This window comes from Gemmatimonas phototrophica (assembly GCF_000695095.2).
Lineage (GTDB): Bacteria > Gemmatimonadota > Gemmatimonadetes > Gemmatimonadales > Gemmatimonadaceae > Gemmatimonas > Gemmatimonas phototrophica.
Genome location: NZ_CP011454.1, coordinates 2,077,760 through 2,098,288, shown reverse-complemented (window position 1 = coordinate 2,098,288; position 20,529 = coordinate 2,077,760). Strand labels below are relative to the sequence as shown.

17 protein-coding genes and 1 rRNA gene are annotated in these 20,529 nt (G+C 63.4%); all 18 read right to left on the bottom strand.

Annotated features, from left to right (window positions below):
* Positions 1-21: 21 nt before the first annotated feature.
* The gene (lpxA, locus tag GEMMAAP_RS08760; RefSeq protein ID WP_026850852.1) at positions 22-822 is read right to left on the bottom strand and encodes an acyl-ACP--UDP-N-acetylglucosamine O-acyltransferase; all 801 of its coding nucleotides are present in this window, start codon (positions 820-822) and stop codon (positions 22-24) included.
* Positions 819-2,162: a bifunctional UDP-3-O-[3-hydroxymyristoyl] N-acetylglucosamine deacetylase/3-hydroxyacyl-ACP dehydratase gene (locus tag GEMMAAP_RS08755; RefSeq protein ID WP_145979070.1), complete on the bottom strand. Its 1,344-nt coding sequence runs from the start codon at positions 2,160-2,162 to the stop codon at positions 819-821. The genes lpxA and GEMMAAP_RS08755 overlap by 4 nt, the downstream gene beginning before the upstream one ends.
* Positions 2,159-3,283 (bottom strand): UDP-3-O-(3-hydroxymyristoyl)glucosamine N-acyltransferase, encoded by a 1,125-nt coding sequence (lpxD, locus tag GEMMAAP_RS08750; RefSeq protein ID WP_053334551.1) that lies wholly within the window; start codon positions 3,281-3,283, stop codon positions 2,159-2,161. The genes GEMMAAP_RS08755 and lpxD overlap by 4 nt, the downstream gene beginning before the upstream one ends.
* A 7-nt stretch (positions 3,284-3,290) precedes the next feature.
* Positions 3,291-3,896 carry an OmpH/Skp family outer membrane protein gene (locus tag GEMMAAP_RS08745; protein WP_082821190.1) on the bottom strand — a complete coding sequence of 202 codons (606 nt, stop codon included), beginning with the start codon at positions 3,894-3,896 and terminating at the stop codon, positions 3,291-3,293.
* A 14-nt stretch (positions 3,897-3,910) separates the two neighbouring features.
* The gene (gene bamA, locus GEMMAAP_RS08740; RefSeq protein WP_026850855.1) at positions 3,911-6,397 is read right to left on the bottom strand and encodes an outer membrane protein assembly factor BamA; all 2,487 of its coding nucleotides are present in this window, start codon (positions 6,395-6,397) and stop codon (positions 3,911-3,913) included.
* Positions 6,398-6,533: 136 nt separating this feature from the next.
* Positions 6,534-9,044: an ATP-dependent Clp protease ATP-binding subunit gene (locus GEMMAAP_RS08735; protein WP_026850856.1), complete on the bottom strand. Its 2,511-nt coding sequence runs from the start codon at positions 9,042-9,044 to the stop codon at positions 6,534-6,536.
* A 28-nt stretch (positions 9,045-9,072) separates the two neighbouring features.
* Positions 9,073-10,173 (bottom strand): hypothetical protein, encoded by a 1,101-nt coding sequence (locus tag GEMMAAP_RS08730; protein WP_043581662.1) that lies wholly within the window; start codon positions 10,171-10,173, stop codon positions 9,073-9,075.
* The gene (locus GEMMAAP_RS08725; RefSeq protein WP_026850858.1) at positions 10,170-10,667 is read right to left on the bottom strand and encodes a UvrB/UvrC motif-containing protein; all 498 of its coding nucleotides are present in this window, start codon (positions 10,665-10,667) and stop codon (positions 10,170-10,172) included. The genes GEMMAAP_RS08730 and GEMMAAP_RS08725 overlap by 4 nt, the downstream gene beginning before the upstream one ends.
* Positions 10,667-11,392, bottom strand: coding sequence for an ABC transporter ATP-binding protein (locus GEMMAAP_RS08720; RefSeq protein WP_026850859.1), 726 nt, complete (start codon positions 11,390-11,392; stop codon positions 10,667-10,669). The genes GEMMAAP_RS08725 and GEMMAAP_RS08720 overlap by 1 nt, the downstream gene beginning before the upstream one ends.
* A complete protein-coding gene (locus tag GEMMAAP_RS08715; RefSeq protein ID WP_026850860.1) occupies positions 11,385-12,635 on the bottom strand; it encodes an FtsX-like permease family protein in 1,251 nt (416 codons plus the stop codon). Before GEMMAAP_RS08715 ends, GEMMAAP_RS08720 begins: the two co-directional genes overlap by 8 nt.
* Positions 12,636-12,645: 10 nt before the next feature.
* The gene (lysS, locus tag GEMMAAP_RS08710) at positions 12,646-14,163 is read right to left on the bottom strand and encodes a lysine--tRNA ligase (RefSeq protein ID WP_026850861.1); all 1,518 of its coding nucleotides are present in this window, start codon (positions 14,161-14,163) and stop codon (positions 12,646-12,648) included.
* 11 nt (positions 14,164-14,174) lie between these two features.
* Positions 14,175-15,300 (bottom strand): peptide chain release factor 2 gene (gene prfB, locus GEMMAAP_RS08705; RefSeq protein ID WP_179947321.1). Its coding sequence is split into 2 segments (ribosomal slippage): positions 14,175-15,236 and positions 15,238-15,300, totalling 1,125 coding nucleotides; the frame shifts between segments, so codons are not numbered across the junction.
* A 163-nt stretch (positions 15,301-15,463) separates the two neighbouring features.
* Positions 15,464-16,267, bottom strand: a complete 804-nt coding sequence (locus tag GEMMAAP_RS08700; RefSeq protein ID WP_026850863.1) for a zinc-ribbon domain-containing protein — start codon at positions 16,265-16,267, stop codon at positions 15,464-15,466.
* On the bottom strand, positions 16,267-17,292 hold the full coding sequence (locus GEMMAAP_RS08695; protein WP_053334553.1) for a GGDEF domain-containing protein: 1,026 nt from the start codon (positions 17,290-17,292) through the stop codon (positions 16,267-16,269). The genes GEMMAAP_RS08700 and GEMMAAP_RS08695 overlap by 1 nt, the downstream gene beginning before the upstream one ends.
* Positions 17,293-17,490: 198 nt before the next feature.
* Positions 17,491-18,408, bottom strand: coding sequence for a hypothetical protein (locus tag GEMMAAP_RS08690; RefSeq protein ID WP_026850864.1), 918 nt, complete (start codon positions 18,406-18,408; stop codon positions 17,491-17,493).
* Positions 18,408-19,382: a PorV/PorQ family protein gene (locus GEMMAAP_RS08685; protein WP_145979069.1), complete on the bottom strand. Its 975-nt coding sequence runs from the start codon at positions 19,380-19,382 to the stop codon at positions 18,408-18,410. Before GEMMAAP_RS08685 ends, GEMMAAP_RS08690 begins: the two co-directional genes overlap by 1 nt.
* Before the next feature lie 8 nt (positions 19,383-19,390).
* Positions 19,391-20,269: a GTPase Era gene (gene era / locus GEMMAAP_RS08680; protein ID WP_026850866.1), complete on the bottom strand. Its 879-nt coding sequence runs from the start codon at positions 20,267-20,269 to the stop codon at positions 19,391-19,393.
* Positions 20,270-20,385: 116 nt separating this feature from the next.
* Positions 20,386-20,502, bottom strand: a 5S ribosomal RNA gene (gene rrf, locus GEMMAAP_RS08675).
* Positions 20,503-20,529: the final 27 nt, after the last annotated feature.

Here is a 20,529-nt window from a genome sequence, read left to right as displayed (position 1 = left end):
TGACTCGTTGGGGTGATCCGGTCAGAAGCCCACACCGCGCTGGCTGGCCTCGATGAAATCCAGGAAGTGCTGCACGTCAGGAATGATGTCCAGCTCGGCTCGCGCCCGTTCAATGCCCTGAGACAGATTGAGATCGGAGCGGAAGCACAGGCGATAAGCCTTCTTGAGTTCCCGCACCACGGGTTCATCAAAGCCACTCCGCTGAAGCCCGACGGAGTTGAGCCCGAACAGCTTGATGGGATTCCCAACGGCCCGCACAAAGGGCGGCACATCCTGCGAGACGCGGGAGCATCCCCCGATGAACGAATGGCGACCGATGCGCGCAAACTGGTGTACCGCACACAGTCCGGAAATGATCGCCCGGTCTTCCACCGTGACGTGTCCGGCGAGCTGCGTCCCGTTTGAGATGATGATGTGATCGCCCAGATGGCAATCATGCGCCAGGTGCACATAGCTCATCAGGAAGCAGTGCCTGCCCACGCTGGTGGTCACCGAATGTGCGGTGCCGCGATTGATCGTGGCATACTCGCGCACGGTGGTGTCGTCGCCCACCTCGACCCACGTTTCTTCCCCGCGAAACTTGAGGTCCTGGGGATCCCCTCCCAGCACGGCGCCCACGCCAATGGTGACGCGCTGCCCCAGTCGGACATTCCGCTCCAGCGTCGCGCGCGCGGCAATGCGCGTTCCGTCGCCCACCGTACATTGCGGCCCAATGAAAGCCCACGGGCCAATCTCGACGCCTTCACCCAGCTGTGCGGTGGGGTCGATGATGGCCGAGGGGTGAACGCGGGTTCCGCTCACGACATCCGGCCCGGCGCTCATCGATCGCGAACCATGGCTGCCATCTCGGCCTCAGTCACGACCTGCCCATCCACGTAGGCCGTTCCCTTCATCTTGCACATGGTGCCACGCTTCTGGAGCACTTCCAACTCGAGGTGCAGCTGATCACCGGGCTTGACCGGACGACGGAACTTCACGTTGTCCAGTGACAGGAAGTACACCACCTTGCTGCCCGGATCCTCAATGGTGCGCATCAGCAACATGCCACCCACCTGCGCCATCGCTTCAATGATCAGCACGCCCGGCATGATGGGATGCCCCGGGAAGTGCCCCTGAAAGAACGGTTCATTGATGGTGACGTTCTTGAGGCCGACAATGCGCTTGCCTTCCTCAAGTTCGAGGATGCGATCAACGAGCAGAAACGGATAGCGGTGCGGCAGCACCTGCATGATGTCTTCGACTGTGTACACGGCGGTTTCCCGAATGGCGTGTTGTACGAGAGCTCGCACCAGTGCCACCGTGCCACGGTGGCTGGGCTTGTGAGCGACAATGCGGGCCCGCACACGCGCGCCCGCAAGTACCAGGTCCCCGACACAGTCGAGGGCCTTGTGCCGGACAAATTCGTCCGGCCAACGCAGAGAAGTCTCCAGTACGCCGGTGCCATCGAGCACAATGGCGTTGGCGGTGGAGGCCCCCTGAATGAGTCCCTTGGCTCGCAGCCCCTCAACTTCGTGCACAAAGCCGAACGTGCGAGCGGCCGCAAGTTCCTTCGTGAAGGAGCGACTGGTCACCATATACTGCCCGCGCTGTTCACCGATGACCGGATGCGGAAAATCGATGGTCACATCCAGACTCAACCCGAAGCACGGGTGTGCCTCATAGACACTCTCGCCGTCCACCACCCGGATGGACTTACGCAAGACCAGCCACTCCGGTCGCCCGGAATGGATGGTCAGCCCCGCGCTGTTGAGCGCGTCGAGAAATGGCACCGCACTGCCGTCCATGATCGGCGGTTCCGGTCCATCCATCTCGATCAGCAGGTCATCAATCTCCAGCCCACCCACGGCGGCCAGCACATGCTCAACGGTGTGGAGTGCGGCTTCTCCGGTCCCAAGCTGGGTGCGACGTTCCGCTTCGACCGCTACGTCCACGCGCGCAGGAATAGGCGCCGTGCCGGGGAGATCAAGACGCTGAAACACGATCCCGCTTCCGGCGGGCGCCGGCTTGAAGACGAGTCGGCACGGACGCCCGAGATGCAGGCCGATGCCTTCCACCACCGCCTCACCGGCAATGGTGCGTCGCCCCATCCCCTGCACAGCGGTCCCCGACGTGCCCGTTACGGGATGACCAAGCGGGTCGCTTGCTCCTGCGCGGGCGATCACGACGAGCTTCCCGTTGCGGAGACGTCTGGGCCCTGGGAGACGGTGGACACTGAAGCCTCCGCGTCGCGCGCCAGGAGACGCTCCAGCGGACGGAGCAATCGGGCAAGGCGAACAAGCGCTGCCTGGGAACGCATTTGCTCCTTATGTGGACGGGCCGGAAAGCCGGACCAGGTCTCTTTCTCCGGAACGTCGCTGATGACACCGGCACGCGCACCGATGCTGGCACCCGCGCCGATCGAAAAATGATTCGCCATCCCTGACTGCCCTCCCATCTGGACACCGTCGCCAATGCGCGATGACCCCGCGATCCCCACTTGCGACGCGAAGAAGCAGAAGCGACCGATCCGTACGTTGTGTCCAATCTGCACGAGATTATCAATCTTCGTTCCAGCACCGATGATGGTATCGTCGATGCTACCCCGGTCCACGCAGCTATTGGCCCCCACTTCCACGTCCTGCTCCAGCACACAGCGTCCCACGTGAGGAATGCGCACGACGCCGGTTGGCCGCGGTACGAAGCCAAAGCCTTCCCGGCCAACCTGTGCCCCGGCGTGCAGCATGACACGGTCGCCTAGTTCTGTGAACGGATACACCACCGCATTGGCGTGCAAGCGCACGTCGCTTCCCAGCACACTCCCGGCTCCCACCTTCGCGCCCGCGCCAATCCAACTCCGGGGACCAATGGTGACCCCCTCTCCAATCACCGCGTACGGATCGATGGTCACGTCCGCACCTATCGTGGCGGTCGCCGAAACGACGGCCGTGGCATGGACCCCGACCGCCCGTGGTTCCGTGCGATGAAAGCGGGACAACAAGCCCACCAGCGCATCAATGGGCTTCTCCACCACGATACGGGTAGACGGCAGCCCAGGCGCATGCTCAAAGGCCGGAGACACCAGAACCACACCGGCGTGTGACTCGGCGAACCACCCGGCATAACGCTGGTCAGAGAAGAAGCTCAACTCATATGCGGCGGCACGATCGAGGGGGGCGACGCCGCGCACTGCAACATCAGGGTCACCAATGAGGCGCCCACCGACCTGTGCCGCAACGGCAGCGGCGGTGATGGGCGTCTGCCCATCACCGCCGCCTGCCTGCGGGGTGTGTGACTCGCCGCTCACGCGGCGATTACTCCGTGGGTGGCTTCTTCGTGATACCAGCAGGCGCCGAGGTCGGGCCAGCGGCCGGCGCCGGACGGGTGGGCGCCGCCTTCGGGGCGGACAGGCGCATCTTCGCCAGCACGCGATCCGTGATATCGAGGTTCTTGTCGGCCGACACAATGAATGCACCCGCCGCGACGTCAAAGATGAAACTGTAGCCACCATCCATCCGCACGTCGTCGAGCACCTTGCGGAGGTTCTCCATGATTGGCGCCATCAACTCTTCCTGCCGCTCCTGCGCCTGCGCCTGCAGCTTCTGCGCCTGCGCACCCCAGGCCTGTTCCTTCTCCCGCATGGTCTTGAGGCGCGCTTCCTTGGCGGCCGGCGACAGCGAGACTTCTTCCTTCGCAAACGCTTCGTTCATGGTGTTGAGCGAATCCTGCAGCTTGGACAGCTGCGTGCGGATGCCCACCATGTCCTTCTCGAACGACGCTTCCGCATCCGCCCGTCCCGGTGCGCTCTGCAGGAGCGCCTGGGAATTGACGAACGCGAACTTCTGGCTGGCCTGGGCCGACGCGAGCGACGGCACGGAAACGAGGAGCGCGCAAGCGCCGATGACAGAAAGGAGACGCATGATGTAGTCCTGAGTTAGAAGAGCTGACCGAGACGGAAATGGAACTGCCACCGCGGGTCCTTCACAATCCGGCCGGAAGTGATGTTCACGGTAGTCCGGTCGAAGCCGTACGCCATATCGAGCCCGAGCGGGCCGAGCGGCGTAACGGTAGATACCCCGAATCCGGCCGAACGGAAGAGGCGAGTGGGATTGATCTGTCGGGCGGAGGCCCAGTTGTTCCCGGCGTCAGCGAAGACGTTGAAGTAGAACATCTGGTTGAACCGGAGCCCGATTTCTCCGGTCATGGTCATAAAGGCATTACCAAACGACGCCGGATCCGAACGGAACTGGTCGGTATTCGGGTTGAATCCCTGCGGCGTAATGGAGAATTCGGGATAGCCCCGCAGCTGCTGGCCGAACATCACACCGCCCACGGCAAACTGCTGCTGGAAGAAGAACGGACCGGAGTTGCCAAAGAGCACCCCGCTGCGCGCCGTCATTCCCATGGTGAGCTTGATGGGCTGCGACCCGGGGTTGCTTCCGCCGAACTGCCCCAGCAAGGCGTAGCCACGCATTTCGGTGGTGAGCCGCTGGAAGTTCACCGTGCCGCCCAACGGCCCACCGCTGAAGTCCATCTGCACGGAGCGCAGCGACCCCTGCGTGGCAAACGGCATGTCCACGCGCGTGTCGTACTGGTACTCCAACCCCACGTTGGACCGGAAGCAATTCCGCGAGCAACTGCCGGCAATCTGCCCCGACGTAAAGGTGGCCGCTTCACCATTGTACGACACGGCGACCGTGCTGAAGTACGACCACGGCGTCGGCAGTCCAAGGCGGAACTGGGAACCGGTGCGGATGTTCTGCCCGAGGTTGCCGACGATGAACCGGGATTGCGTGCGGTAGGCACTCAGGGCCCCCGACAGACGCGTGCCCTTGAGGGCCGGATCCGTGTACGTGGCGGTGAAGTCATTGAAGAAGCGGCCGTACTGCCAGTTCAGCCGTCCCGACTTGCAGAGCCCAAACAGATTGGGCTGCTCCAAGCCAATGAAGCCACCAAAACCCACACCACCCTGGCCCATGGACGCACCAAAGTTTACCGAACCGGTCCGCTTCTCCTTCACACGGAACACGATGTCGACATCGCCCTGCTCGTTGATGGGGCGATAGTCCGGAAAGGGCATCGGCTGCTCAAAGAAATTCATGTTGCCGATGCTCTGGTAACTGCGAATGAGCAACTGCTGATTGAAGGGTCCCCCGGGGACCAGGAAGATCTGCCGACGGATACAGTCATCCGACGTGAAGTCGTTCCCCACAATTTCGATCCGGTTGACGATGGCCGGATTCTTCTCGTCGATTTCCCAGCGCAAGTTGGCGGTGGGCGCCGAATCGGCGCCGACAAACTTGCGCTCCACCACGGGCCGTACGCTCGCGTAGAGGTACCCATTGTCGCGGTACACTCCGTTCACCTTCTCGAGCGCAGCGTCCCACTTCTCCTGATTGAATACGCCTTCCGGCGCTTCAGGACGACGGAACACCAGCCCCTTTGCTCGCTGCGTCAACGTCTTGTTTTCGTTGCCGTCAAACGGATAGAACTTCTTCAGATCTTCCGTATTGAAATGACGGTTACCGGCAATTTCAAAACTGCCGACACGGAACTGCGGCCCCTCGTCCACCGTGATCTGGACCAGCCCTTTGCCCTTGGTGCGGTCGACGACGAGCGTGTCCTTGGTAATCCGGGCATCGACATGGCCGAGCCGGGCGTACAGCGCCGGAATGCGCTCGCCCAAGTCCCCAACGTACTTGTCGTCGTCATACTCGCCCTTCCGGAAGAAGAAGAACCCTTCCGGTTTGGTCTTCATCGCCCCGACGACAGACTTCTCGCGGACCGAGGTATTGCCCAGAATGTCGATGGCGGAAATAGCGAGGCGACGTCCTTCGTCGATACGATAATGCAGCGCAATGCGCCCATCGCTCATGACGGTGGAATCGATGGTCACCTGCGCGAGGTAATAGCCGGCGCCCTCGTACACGGAGTCGATCTTCGCTTTGGCTTTGGCCACCTGCAGCGGGTCAATGCCTCGGCCGATGAGCAGATCGATCTTGTCCTTGATGGAACGCTCGGAGATGGCCTTGGGGCCCGACACCGTGATGTCACCGAGAATGGCGCGCTCCTTGACCTGCACCACCGTGAGCACCTTGCCCGGCACCGTCTCAAGATCGCAGAGGATCTGCACGTCGTCGAACTCGCCCATGTTGTACAACGCTTTGAGGCTGCGCTGCAACGTGGGAAAATTGAGCGGGTTTCCCTTGGTCAGTCCGGCTTCCGTGCGGATGCGCGCTTCGTTCACCCGCAACGCGCCACGAACGGCGATGGAGTCGGTGGTTGTACAACGACCGGCGACTTCCTGCGCAGCCAGCGGGCGCGGCGCGGCAAGAGAAGCCACCGACAAGAGGGCCGATGCAGCGGGGACCGCGAGGCGGGCCGCCCACCGGGCAAAATTCTGGGGAACGCGTTTCAGCATAGCCTTGAAATATAAACGAGCGCACCGAAAGGGCCGACCCCATCTACCCCAAAAAACGGAAAACGGCCGGACCCCCGATGGGGGCCCGGCCGTGAGACACCGAAAGCTACGCCAGCCGTTGCCTGCCCGGAGAAGGTCAGGACGCCTGCGGCGTGGGAGAAAGCACCCGGAATTCGAGCTTTTCCTTCTCGGTGGCCGACACGGCCACCTCGATCTCGTCCCCACGGGAGAACTCGCCCATGAGCAGCTTCTCGGAAAGCGGGTCTTCCACGTACCGCTGGATGGCCCGCTTCAGCGGACGGGCACCGTAATGCTCGTCGTGCCCGTGGTTGACGAGGAACTCGGTCGATTCCTGGGTCAGCTTGATTGTGATCTCCTCCTCCGCCAGGCGCTTCTGCACGTCGGCAAAGAGGATGGATACGATTTGGGAAATGTGATCCTTCCCGAGCGGATGGAAGACGATCACGTCGTCGAGGCGATTGAGGAACTCCGGGTTGAAGACCCGGCCCATCTCCTCCTTCACCTTGTCGGCAATCCGCTCGAAGTCCCCGCGGGCGTCGTTCGTGGCGAAGCCCAGCGACTTCCCGCGCGTGATGTCCTTGGCGCCCACGTTGGACGTCATGATCACCACGGTGTTCTTGAAATCGATGACCCGACCGTAATTGTCCGTCAGGTGACCCTCATCCAGCACCTGGAGGAGGATATTGAAGACATCCGGATGCGCCTTCTCGATTTCGTCCAGCAAAATGACGCTGTACGGCTTCCGGCGAACGGCCTTGGTCAGCGTCCCTGAATCTTCGTAGCCCACGTAGCCCGGGGGGGCACCGATGAGCCGGGAGACCGAGAACTTCTCCATGTACTCGCTCATATCCACCCGGATAAGCGCGGAGGCATCGGCGAACAGGAACTTGGCCAGCGACCGCGCCAGCTCCGTCTTACCGACGCCCGTAGGGCCGGAGAAGATGAAGGAGCCAATCGGGCGACGAGGATCCTTCAGACCAGCGCGGCTCCGGCGAATGGAGCGGGCGAGCGCCTTGATGGCCTCGTCCTGTCCCACCACCGACGTATGGAGTTCATCCTCCATGCGCAGCAGACGGGCCGTCTCGGCTTCCTGCAGACGGGTCACGGGGATCCCCGTCCACCGGCTGACAATGAACGCGATCTCTTCTTCACCCAGCGTGGGGCGGAACGACTGCCGGCGCTGCTCCCACTCTTCCTGTTTCCGGCGAATCTCGCCCTGCAACTCACGCTCGTTGTCACGGAGCGACGCGGCCCGCTCGAAATTCTGATCGCGGACGGCCGCTTCCTTCTCGGTGTTGATCTTCTCGAGCTGTTCCTTGAGATCCGCCACCTCTGCCGGCGGCACCTGCGCCGCCAGGCGGGCACGAGCCCCGGCTTCGTCGATCACGTCGATCGCCTTGTCCGGCAGGAACCGGTCGGTGATGTACCGCTCCGACAGTTTCGCCGCTGCCACCAGCGTCTCATCGGGAATGTTCACCTTGTGGTGATCTTCGTACTTCTTCTTGAGTCCCTGCAGGATCTGCACGGTCTCGTCGATGGAGGGCGGATCCACCACAACCGTCTGGAATCGACGCTCGAGGGCACCGTCCTTCTCGATGTACTTGCGGTACTCGTTCAGCGTGGAGGCGCCGACGCACTGCAATTCGCCGCGCGCCAGCGCCGGCTTGAGCATGTTGCTGGCGTCGATGGCGCCTTCAGCCGCTCCCGCGCCAACCAGGGTGTGCAGTTCGTCGATGAACAGAATGACCTGCTTGTTCTGCGCGATCTCGTTCATGACCGCCTTGAGACGCTCTTCGAACTGGCCGCGATACTTGGTGCCGGCAATGACCGCCGCCATATCCAGTGACAGCACCCGGTTGTCACGCAGGTTCTCCGGGCACTCACCGTTGGCGATCAGCTGGGCCAGCCCTTCCACGATGGCCGTCTTGCCCACCCCGGGCTCACCAATGAGCACGGGATTGTTCTTCTTGCGGCGCGACAGCACTTCCATGACACGCTCAATTTCCTTGGCCCGCCCGATCGTGGGATCGAGCTGCCCTTCGGCGGCCAGTTGGGTGAGATCGCGGCAGAAATGGTCGAGCGCCGGCGTCTTGGACTTCTTGTCGCCCTTGGCGGGAGCGGCCGATGGCGGCGCGCCTGCGCCCGCCTTTTCCGGCGGCGGCGTCGGCCCACCCTGCGGCATTTCGGTGCCCAACAGGCGGAGCGTTTCGGCGCGTGCGGCTTCGAGATTGACCCCGGCGTCGGTCAGGACCTGCGCCGCAATCCCCTTCTCCTCACGGAGCAGACCAAGGAGCAGATGCTCGGTGCCGACGTAGCTGTGGTTGAGATCGCGCGCTTCAGCCATCGCCAATTCGAGGACCTTCTTGGCGCGCGACGTATACGGAAGATCCGGGCCGGTGGCTTGCGCCGCCTTCCCCTTCTTCACCGTATCCTCGATTTTCTGCGTGACGTCGTCGAGATCGACGTTGAGGTTTTGCAGCACTGCTGCCGCAACACCCTCACCCTCGCGGATGAGCCCAAGCAGAATGTGCTCGGTGCCCACGTATTCGTGGTGCAGGCGCGCCGCTTCTTCGCGCGCCATCGCCAGGACTTTCCGCACCCGCTCGGTGAAGTTGTAGCCGTTCATCGCACCCTCAGGGTCGTTGGGAAGCGGATCATTCGACACCGCTGCCTTCGCTCAGCAACACCTGACGCACGTATCGGGCGCGCGCCAGGTTCGTCTCGCTATCCGTCAGCACCTTCCCCTCGAGATGAGCGAGATGGGCTGACTGGGCAAAGATCAGGAGCTTGTTGAGTGTGTATACACTGAGCCCAGTGATCAGTTTCAGGCCGACCGCCAGGCGAACGCCACTCAGGTAATTCATGGCTTCGTCGAACGTGAGACTGCGGGCATACCGCAGCGTCCCGTACGCGCGCCACAACTTGTCCTCGATAATATACCCCGCGTCCCGCACCAGTACACGTCGCGCCTCTTCCTCGCGCTCGATGACGTGGCGCACAACACGGACCAGCAGGTCCTGCAACTCCTCTTCGGAACGGCCCAGCGTGGTCTGGTTGGACAACTGGAAGAAGTTGCCCACTACTTCACTCCCCTCCCCGTATAAGCCTCGGTAGGTGAGCCCCATTTGCTGAAGTCCCGCCAGCACTTTGCCGATTTCCTTGGTCAGGACCAGCCCGGGTAGATGGATCAACACCGAAGCCCGCAGTCCAGTGCCCGCGTTCGTGGGACACGCCGTGAGATACCCGAACTCGCGGTGGAAGGCATACGGCACCTGCCCCCCCAGTTCGCGGTCCAGTCGAGTCACCCCATCAAACGCCTGCGCCACGGCAAACCCACTGCGCAGCGCCTGCAGCCGGAGATGATCCTCCTCGTTCACCAGCAAGCCGACCCCTTCCCCGAGGAACACGGCCGCTCCGGACCGAACGGGGTGCTGCGGGTCCAGGCCGGCCAACTCCTTGCTCACCAAATGGCGCTCATGCAGGAGCTGGCGGTCGACCAGCGGAAGGTCCTCCAAGCGGAGGAGCAGGCTGCCACTCAGCGACGGGACGGCGGACAACGCATCCCGGACCTGGGCCAGCATGCGCAACCGTTCCCCTTCGCGCGCCCGACCCGTGAAGGCGTACCCGGACACATTGCGCGCGAGGCGGATGCGGGTGGAAATGACGACATCACTGTTCGGACCGGAGGCGTCGAGCCAGCGGACGCCACCGTCCGGCAGCAGCGACAAATCGAGACCGGGGCGCGGCTCGCTCATACCGGCTCCGTCTCGAGCGCCTTGATCCGATCGCGGAGCTCCGCGGCGAGTTCGAACTGCTCCCCATCAATCGCCCGCCGCAAACGATCGCGCAGGTCGTGCAGCGTGTCCGGTTTGTCAACCATGTGCGCCACCGGCGCGTCGTAGCGCTGCCCCACATGCCGCGAACTGCCGTGCAACCGCCGCAACAGCTCCCGCAGGCTTTGCTCCATGGCATCGTAGCAGTGCGGGCACCCCAGACGCCCCGTCGCACGGAAGTCGCGCGCCGTTGCCCCGCAAAACGCGCAGGCCGCCGCGTCTTCGCTGGTGGCGGACGCCTGCTGCTGCACCGCCTGCAGAATGTCACCCAGCGGGTGCTGCGGCACCGACAGGGTGGTCTCCACGCCCTTGGCGGCCGCACACTTTTCGCACAGATGGAGCTGCGTGACCGCGTTGTCCACGATCCGCGTCAGGTGCACGACCGCGTCGCGCTCCTTGCAGTTGTCGCAGAGCATCAGCCCCCCTCGTGAACGTCCGAGACCACCAACTGTCCTCCTTCCAACGATAACGCCCGGTCGGCCCGCGCGGCCAGCGACTGGTTGTGGGTCACGACGACCAACCCCAGTTGTTGATCACGGGCCAGTTCGGCAAACAGGTCATGCAACGCTTCAGCGTTATAACGGTCGAGGTTGCCACTTGGTTCATCGGCCAGCAAAACGGCAGGGTGTGCCGCCAGCGCCCGCGCCACCGCCGTGCGTTGCTGCTCACCACCCGACAGCGCGCTTGGCCGGTGATGTACCCGCGATGACAGCCCCACCCGCTCCAGCAGCGCCATTGCGCGCTCACGGGCCCTCGGCACCGTTTCCCCCGCCACCCGCAGTGGCATCATGACATTCTCGACCGCCGAGAATTCGCGCAGCAGATGATGAAATTGAAACACAAACCCCACCGTGCGGTTCCGGAGGGCATCGAGTTGCTCTTCGCCCATGCCTTCGACCGCCTGCCCCGTCAACCGGATGCGACCGGCAGACGGGCGTTCCAAGGCCCCCAACACATGAAGGAGGGTGCTCTTTCCGGCCCCACTGGATCCCACAATGGCCACCATTTCACCACGGCGGACCGTCATCGACACGCCATCCAGAACGCGAATGATCCCACCATCACCGCCCTGGAACTCCTTAACGAGCCCCTCCGCCTCGATGACCGGATCCCCCGCCAGTGCCCCGCCGTCACTATTCATGACGGATCGCCTCGACGGGGTACAACTTGGCGGCCTGCTTGGCCGGATACAGCGTGGCCAGTGCCGCAATCAGCATGCTGGCGGCCACGATCATGAGCACATCCACCGGCTGAATGGACACCGGCAGATGATCGATGAAGTACACACTGGGGTCCAGCGCAATCAAGCGGTACTTCTCCAGCAGCAGCGCCACCGCGAGCCCCAGTACCAGACCGCCGCCAGTGCCTACGGCGCCAACCACCACGCCCTGATACAGAAAGATCCGTCGGATCGATGACGCGGGCATGCCCATGGCTCGCAGAATGCCGATCTCCCGCGTCTTGTCGGCAACCACCATGGTCAGCGTACTCACAATGTTGAACGCCGCGACCACCACGATCAGCAGCAGAATGACACTCATCCCCAACTTCTCCAGCTTGAGCGCCTGGAAAAGCGAGCGGTTCTGCTCCTGCCAATCACGGATGTAGACCGACGACTCCAACTGCGCCCGCAGCGAATCCGCCAACGCCGGCGCGCTCCAGCGATCGGTGGCCCGGACTTCAATACCGGTCACGTCGTTGCCGTAGCCGGCAAACCGTTGACCGGCTTCTAGCGACAAGTACAGGTACGAATCATCGTATTCGTACATCCCCGTCTCAAAGACACCTGACACCACCACACTGTCGGCCCGGGGGATGATCGTCCCGGTGGAGGCGTTCATGTCGAGGCCGGCGGCGCCGAGCAGGACCACCGTGTCCCCGGGAAAGGCGTTGAGTTTGGACGCCAGCAGTTTCCCCAGCACCGCCCCTGGCAACGCCACACTGTCCCGGACAAACGAGAAGTTGCCGAGAATGGCGTGGTTACGAATGGTGGTCACGTTGTCGCCCGGCTGCCCGGACGGCACAATGCCCACCACCTGCGTTCCCACCATGTACCCGCCGAGATTTCGGACCAATCCCTGCGTCTGAACAAACGGCGCCGCTGCTACGACTCCCTGTGACTGCCGCACGCGCGTCAACAATGCCGTGTAGTCGGGCATGCGCATATCCGATCCGTACGGCAACACGCGGAGGTCGGGACTCCCCACGAGAATTTTCTCCCGCAGGTCGCGCTGCAACCCGTTCATGACCCCCATGATCACAATCAACGCACTGACGCCCACCAGCACCCCGCCAATGGCGATGACGCTGATGAGCGACAACAACCGCGAGCCACGCCGGCTGCGCAGGTAGCGCCAGGCAATCGAGAGTTCGAGCTCCCTCACGTTGCCACGCTCACTCGGGGCGCATCGTGGGGAACAGAATCACGTCCCGGATATTCTGCGTATCGGTGAGGTACATGAACAGGCGATCGATGCCGATCCCGACCCCGCCAGTCGGCGGCATGCCGTACTCCATGGCCCGCAGGTAATCCTCGTCCACGCCGCTGGCCTCGTCGTCGCCGGCGGCACGCAAGGCCGCTTGCGCCTCAAAGCGCTCGCGCTGATCGATCGGGTCGTTGAGTTCCGAGAAGGCGTTGGCCAACTCTTTCCCGCGTGCGAACAGTTCAAAACGCTCAGTGATCCCTTCGGGTCCGCCCCGCTTGGGCTTGGCCAGCGGCGAAAGTTCCTTGGGATAATCCACGACAAAGGTGGGCGTATCGATCTGCGATTCCACCAACGCCTGGAACATCTCATCCAGCACTTTGGGCCGGCTGAGCGTCGCCACCTTTGGCACCCCAATGCGCTCGGCCAGCGTGCGCAGCTCCGCATCACTGATCGCCATCACATCGGCGCCCGCCGCTTTGGACAGGCTTGGCACCCACTCAATGCGGGGGAACGGCGTGACCAGATGCGGGACCTTCTCACCCACAATGGGAATGGCGCGAATGGCCTCCGCAGCGCCCACCAGCAATGATTCCACACGGGACATCATGGTGGTGTAATCCGCAAACGCTTCGTAGAACTCGAGCATCGTGAATTCCGGATTGTGCGTCCGGTCGATGCCTTCGTTGCGGAAGTCATGGCCAATTTCGTACACCCGCTCAAAGCCACCCACGATGAGTCGCTTGAGATACAACTCGTCGGCAATCCGCAAATAGAGCGGCATGTCGAGCGTGTTGTGGTGCGTGATGAACGGACGGGCGGCGGCGCCGCCATACAGCGGCTGCAACACCGGCGTTTCCACTTCGAGATAACCGAGGGCGTCAAGCTGGGAGCGAATGGTACGCGTGAGTACCGAACGGGCGCGGAACAGCGCCCGAACCTCCGGGTGCACCGCCAGATCAGCGTAGCGCTGACGCGCGCGCTGCTCCGTATCGCTGAACGCCGAATAGCGAACCACCTGCCCATCGACGAGCTGTTCCTTCCCCAGCGGAAGCGGACGCAGCGACTTCGAGAGCATTTCGACGTGGGCCACCTTCACGGTGGCCTCACCGGTGCGCGTGCGCATCATGTGGCCGCGCACGCCGATCCAGTCGCCAAGATCGTAGTCACCCAGCTGGGCAAAGAGCGCGTCCCCTACTTCGTCCTTGCGGAAGTACAACTGTACGCGGCCGTCCATGTCGGCGAGGTGCCCAAACGCGGTCTTCCCCTGACTGCGCCAGGAGACCAAACGGCCGGCCACGCTTACTTCCGGCCCTTCATCCGCGTCACCCAGCGCCGCGATGGCCTCGGTGGCCGTATGTGACCGCGCGTACGAATAGCCAAACGGCTCGACGCCCGCCTCGCGCAAGCGATCCAGTTTGTCGCGACGCGCCTGCATGAGGAAGTTGAGTTCCTGCTTCTGCTCTCCGGCATCTACGCCGTTGCTCATCGATTCATCGCTCACGACAGCCCCCCTTCCACACCGGCGCTGCTCTCCTGCTTGAGGTACGCCTGAATAAACGGATCGATGTCGCCGTCCATGACCTTCTGTACGTCGGCGATCTTGAGTTCGGTGCGGTGGTCGTTGACCATCGTATAGGGCTGGAAGACGTAGCTGCGGATCTGACTGCCGAAGGACACGTCCTGCTTATTGGCGTCGAGCAGCGCCTTGGCAGCCGCCAACTTGTCGCTCTCGAGCTGGTACAGCTTGTTCTTCAGCTGCTTCATGGCCGTGGCCTTGTTCTTGAACTGCGACCGTTCCGCCTGCGAAGCACATACGATGCCGGTCGGCATGTGCGTAATGCGCACGGCGCTCGACGTCTTGTTGACGTGCTGTCCACCCGCACCCGACGCACGGTACACATCGATTCGCAGATCTTCTTCGCGGATCTCGATGTTGATTTCCTCGTTCACGACGGGATACACGAACACCGACGCAAAGCTCGTATGGCGACGGGCCTGCGAGTCGAACGGCGAGATGCGGACGAGACGATGGACCCCGGACTCCGGACGCAGAAAGCCGTACGCGTACTGCCCCTTGATTTCGAGCACCGCGCCCTTGATGCCGGCTTCTTCGCCTTCAGACAGGTCGAGCATTTCCAACTCGAAGCCCTTGCGTTCCGCCCAGCGCGTGTAGAGCCGTAGCAACATGCTGGCCCAGTCCTGCGCTTCGGTCCCGCCGGCGCCAGCCGAGATTTCGAGCTGGGCGTCGCGGAAGTCATCGCGGCCGCGCAGCAGCCCCTTGAGCTCGAACGCGTCGAGTTCGGTCACGATGCGTTCCACTTCGGCATCGAGGTCCGCGTTCATCGCGACATCGGGCTCCATCCCCAGCAGCTCATCGAGTTCGCGGGCGCTGGCAATGCGCGCGGTGAGAGAGTCCACCGGTTCGACCCACCCCTTGAGGACCTTTACCTGCTGCACAATGTCGCGCGCATGCTCCTGATCATTCCAGAAGGCCGCGTCAGCCATTTCCTCTTCGTAGCTGTTCAGCGTCGAGCGCTTGGACTCGACGTCAAAGATACCTCCGGATGTCCGCGAGTCGTTCGTCCGACTTCGCGAGCACCTTGATCCGTTCGCCATCCTGCATGCGCTTCTCCATGTACGACACGAGCCGCCTTCCGCAGGGGAAAGCGGCCCGAGATTTGCCTGCGGCGTAACCTGCCCTCGAATGCTTGGAAGCTATCGGGTCTGCTCACGCCGGAACAGTCGTATCACGTGCAAAACAGGAGGTATCGGGCGACAACACCCTGCTAGAACAGCCGACGGCCCCCGGCCAGGATTTCGTTCAGGGCTTCCTGAAAGTGAGGCGCCGATTCGGCCACCTCGCGCCCAACCTGTTCCACGTATTCCTCGTAGCTCTTCTTGATCTCTTCGCGAAAGAGCTGACGGAGTGTGCCATCGCGTAGCCCTTCCTCGCGCTTCTGCGGATGGTAGGCCACCAGGTCAGACACCAGCGCCCGCGCCAAGCGGCGGGCGCGCTGCGAGGGGTCCGCTCGAAGGAACGGGTTGATGGGCTTCTTGCCCGCAGCCGGCGTTCCGGCGGCCGGTGTCGCCATGGCCGGGACGGGGTAAGGCGTGGCGGAGGTCACGGTCACCGGCGACGCCACTGGGGCCGCCATTGGGGCTGGCGCCGGTGCGGCCACGGCCGGGGAGGCCAATGGCGTGGCAGGGCGCGACGGGGCCGCCTGTCCGGGCTGTGCCTGTTCGACAACCACGTGAAGGTTGACCGGCGTCGGCTGCGCGGCCATCACGGCTCCAGTCGCTCGCACCGGCGTGGGCGCCTGCACCGCCACTGGTACCTGCGGCGCCAGTGGCGTCGCCCGACGTGCGGCCGGCGCTGCGGTCGCCATTCCGGGCGTCGCTCGCGAGACACCACCAGAAAAGGCTGGGACGGCCGTACTGGCCCCCACCGGCGTCACCGAGACCGGGAGTGTCCCCCCCGCGATCGCGATCACACCACCACACACCGAGCAGCGCGCCCGGACGCCGGTAGCCGGCACCTTGGCCGGATCAACCCGGAATACCGAGCGACATTCAGGACACGACACCGTCATCAGACGCCTCCCACCGACGAACGCTTCTCCCCACGGTCCCGGAGTGGCTCGGCGCCTGGCTGCATCGCCGACGCAGGCTCGTCCCGACGACGATCCACCGCCCACACCGACCCCGGCAACGTCTTCGCATAGCTCTTCATTTCCGTCGCCAACTCGCTGACCTCGATTCCGCGCGTGAAATGGCGCCGCTGGTTGGTGACCACGCCCACGGACAGAGTCATGAGCGGCACCCGATGGAGCTGACCTCGGCGATCCTTGCCAAAGAAATATCCCACGCGACGGTCCTGCTCGGAATACTGCAGCGGTATCAATTCGTCAAAAACATGCACGACTTCATCGCAGACCCGCGGTACGGCCGCCAGCGGAATGGTGAAGAGGAAGTCATCGCCGCCAATATGGCCCACGAAGCCCTCCTCAACGCAGAGCCCCTTGACGACATCGTGCAGGATGCGCGCCACCAGACGGATAACCTGATCGCCGTGGTGGTACCCATACCGATCATTGAACTCCTTGAAATGATCGAGGTCGGCATAGCAGGCAGCAAACTTCTCGCCGGAGGCCACCCGGCGCGACAGCTCGGCTTCAATCTCCCTCGCTCCCGGTAGCCGGGTGGAGGGATGCACATCCGTGTCGCGATCGCTCCGCCGAAGCGTGGCGGTCAGGCGAGCCAACGCTTCCTCGGCGTCCACCGTGTCGCGCACGACCTCGTCGGCTCCTGCGGCAAACGCGTCCGCAAATGCGGTCGGTGGCACGATCATGTACACCGGTACGATTCCGGTGTAGGTGTCCCGCTTGAGTCGCCGACACGCGGCAATGGCGGCGACCGTCCACTCGTCAGTGCCGCACGCGTCGATCACGATGAGACGGGGGCGCGCTTTCAGCGCCTGCTCCATAACCACCACCGGATCCCGGGTGATCTGACACATCCCGTCATAGCTACTCCACCACGCTGCCAACCAGGCGGGCGCGTCGTCATCTCGCGCCGATAACAGCATGGCGTTCTGATCGTTGGTGGAGTGCGTCATGATCTGTGAGGTGGTATGGGCCGCGGCGCCCAGCAGGAACCCTCAGCACGTCCGCTCCCGTGAAGCCGGGACAGAAGGGTGCTCAACAAACAGACGATCATACTCCGCCATTCGGCACGATGTGTCGACCGTCACAAAGTGCGAACCTGCCGTCATTGGGCAGGCGCTTCTGCAGCTGCGCGGCGATCAGTGCAACGATCAGCGCGGTGCGAGCCGTACTCCTGCCTGCCAATTGCCAGAGTAGGCCGACGTGGGCTGGTAGCCGGCATGAACACCATCCACGGCATAGCCCCCGACGCCAACGCCGGCGCCACCAAAGTGACGAATGCGCACGCTCACATAGGCATCGATCAGGCTGGCGAGGTGATTGACGGCGACGACGCCGAGCATGTTCACGGCCCGCTGGTAGCTGCGGTTGGCCCCTCGGATGGTCTGCACATAGACGTCCTGCTGCAACTGTGCGTCCCGCCAGCTCCACCGGAATGCTTCACCGACTGCATTGCGCTGGTAAAAATCGAGGGCCCGCTGATACTCGCTGCTCCCCACAGCCGGTGCTGTGTTGGGGTTGAGCCAATAGGTCTCACGGGCCAACTGCCAGCGGAACCCATTGTACGTCGCGGGATCTGTTTCAGGGTCGAGCGCGCCGCCTGGTACACGATCGTAGGCACCACTCTCGAGGAATTGCTCCAGGCGCTCGTAATAGTCCCAGGTGCCAGGCTGTGTACCCCCAAATGGCTGGCGGGCGACATTCATCGCCAGCGCCCGATAGGCGTCGCGTTCGCGATTGCCATCCCGTCGTGCTGCGAAGTACTGCACCACGAGAAACGCTTCCGCCACCAGATAAGCGACACTCCGCTGTTGCCTGAGTGCGAACTGCCCCGCCCCCGGCACCACTCCAGACGCCACGGGAGCCCACCACGGCGCCCGCGGCGGGTCCGCCGCTGCCGTTAGCGCCGGCTGGAGCCCGGAGGCCATCGTGCCGGAGCCTACGGTATTGGCAGCCACTTCGGTTGCCCGATGCTGAAGGGCCACGGGGGCGTTCTGGGCCCCCATTCGGGGCGCCGTCGTTCCGCTCACCACCGCAACCAGCGCGAGCAGGGATGTCCGGGGGCGCATTAGAAGCGGGCCCGTAGCGAGACGTACGTGGGAGGCTCCCCCAGCTGGGAGGACAGGGCATCAAAGCGCCGGGCGATGTCCACTGCAAAGCCTCCGCGCTGAAAGCCGAACCCGACAGAAGGCCCCGCGCCCTGTCCGCGCTGCAGTTTGTATCCGGCCCGGAGGAAGGCCTGCTCCCTGTACCCCAACGCCAACCCGATCCCGCCGGCGCCGCCGCCCAGCGCGGATGCACTCAGCACATCCGCGGAGACATCGAGCGATGCCTTGGACGCTTCGAGTGACTTTACAGGTATGCGCGCCCTGGCCCCAAACTGAATCACTCTCGGCAGCGGGTCAGCCTGTTCGGCGTCCTTCACCTGCAATGCCGGTCCGAAGTTGCGGGCCGCTATCCCGAGCGTGACCGGTATCTTCGTGGCGAGCGTATACTGCGCGCCCAGATCAAGCGCACTGGTCGAACCGCTGATCACCGGAATGGCCCCACACACGCCGCTACACTGAAAGCGCAGCATGATGAACTTGTACGTGAGCCCGGCATTGAATCGCTTGCCGATGGGGGTCGCGTACGACAGGGCGAGTTGGTAGTTCCGGTTGGTAATGGTGCCAATGGGCGTGCCGGTCTGCGCGTCCGTGGCCTGTTGATCGCCGTAATTCACCAGATACGCCGACGCGGCCATCGTCCCGAGCACCTTGGACGGGATGGCGTACGTCACCATATCGCTGGTGGCGATCACCGTTTGCGAGTGGTGAATGGCCACTTCCCGTTTGGGGAGTCGTGCGAGTGCAGCGGCATTCCACCACATGCCTTCGGTGCCGAGCGTCGTGTCGGCGACGACCGCCTCTCCCTGGCCAACCGCGCGGGCCCCAAAGGGCACGAGCAAAAACAGGCCACCGTTTTGTGCAGTTGCCGTTTGTGCCAGAAGAAGCAGGAGTACGGGAAGCAGCCACCCCATCATGGAGGGTGGACGGCGAGACATTCGCACGATCAGGTGCGCTCGTTCGGCTCGCCGTACCCGAGGCGGAGGACCGCGCTGCGGTTCTTTCGCCAATTCGGAAGCACCTTGACCCACAGGTCGAGGTACACGGGCTGGCCGACGAAGCGCTCGATCTTTTCGCGAGCGCTTTTGCCGAGCTTCTTGATTTGCTGTCCGTTGGCTCCAATCACGATGCGTTTCTGGCTGTCGCGTTCAACATGCAGGACCGCGCGAATGTACAGCGGAGACGAGCCTTCGCGGAACTCCTCGATTTCACAGGCCAGCGCATGCGGCAATTCATCGCCCAGCTGCTCGAGTGCGGTTTCGCGGACGAACTCGGCACAGAAGAAACGAACGGGCTGCGTTGAGATATCGTCGTCGGGATAGAGATACGGACTGACGGGGAGCCGCTTGGTGATGGCTTGCACCAGGTCGTCCATGCCTTCCCCGGTCGCGGCGGCGATCAAGACGGCCTCGGGGTGCTGACGGGCAATCGACTCGCGCTGCTCTGCTGAGAGCAGGTCGACTTTATTGAGCGCGGTAATGAGCGCAGCGCGCGGGGCGGCGGCCAGCTTCGCGGCGTCCTGGAAGCTATCGGGAATGCGAGAGGTGGCATCCACGACGTGCACGAGAACATCCGCATCGCGCACGGCGGCCAAGGCGGCGTTGCGCATGGCGCTGTGCAGCGTGTCCTTGGGCTCCAGCAGGCCGGGAGTATCCAGAATGACCATCTGGGCCTCGCCTTCGGTACGCAGGCCGACGATGCGATGGCGGGTGCTTTGCGGTTTGTTGGAGGTGATGGCGAGCTTTTCCCCCACCAGGCGATTGAGCAGGGTGGATTTGCCGGCGTTGGGGAAGCCGGCGACCGTAACGATACCTGCTCGGGTCATGCCATAGGGATTGGGGGAGTGCGGAGACGAGCGGGGTGAAGGCTAGCGGGTTAACGGAAAAAACAAACAGCCCCCGGGGGGGATCCGAAGATCTCCCCACGGGGGCTGCTCAAGGGTGCCGGCGACGGCCTACTCTCCCGCGAGCTCTCGCCCGGAGTACCATCGGCGCTATCAGGCTTAACGACCGTGTTCGGGATGGGAACGGGTGTGGCCCTGACGCTCTAGTCGCCAGCGAATCGTGCACGCAAGTGTTGCGCGGA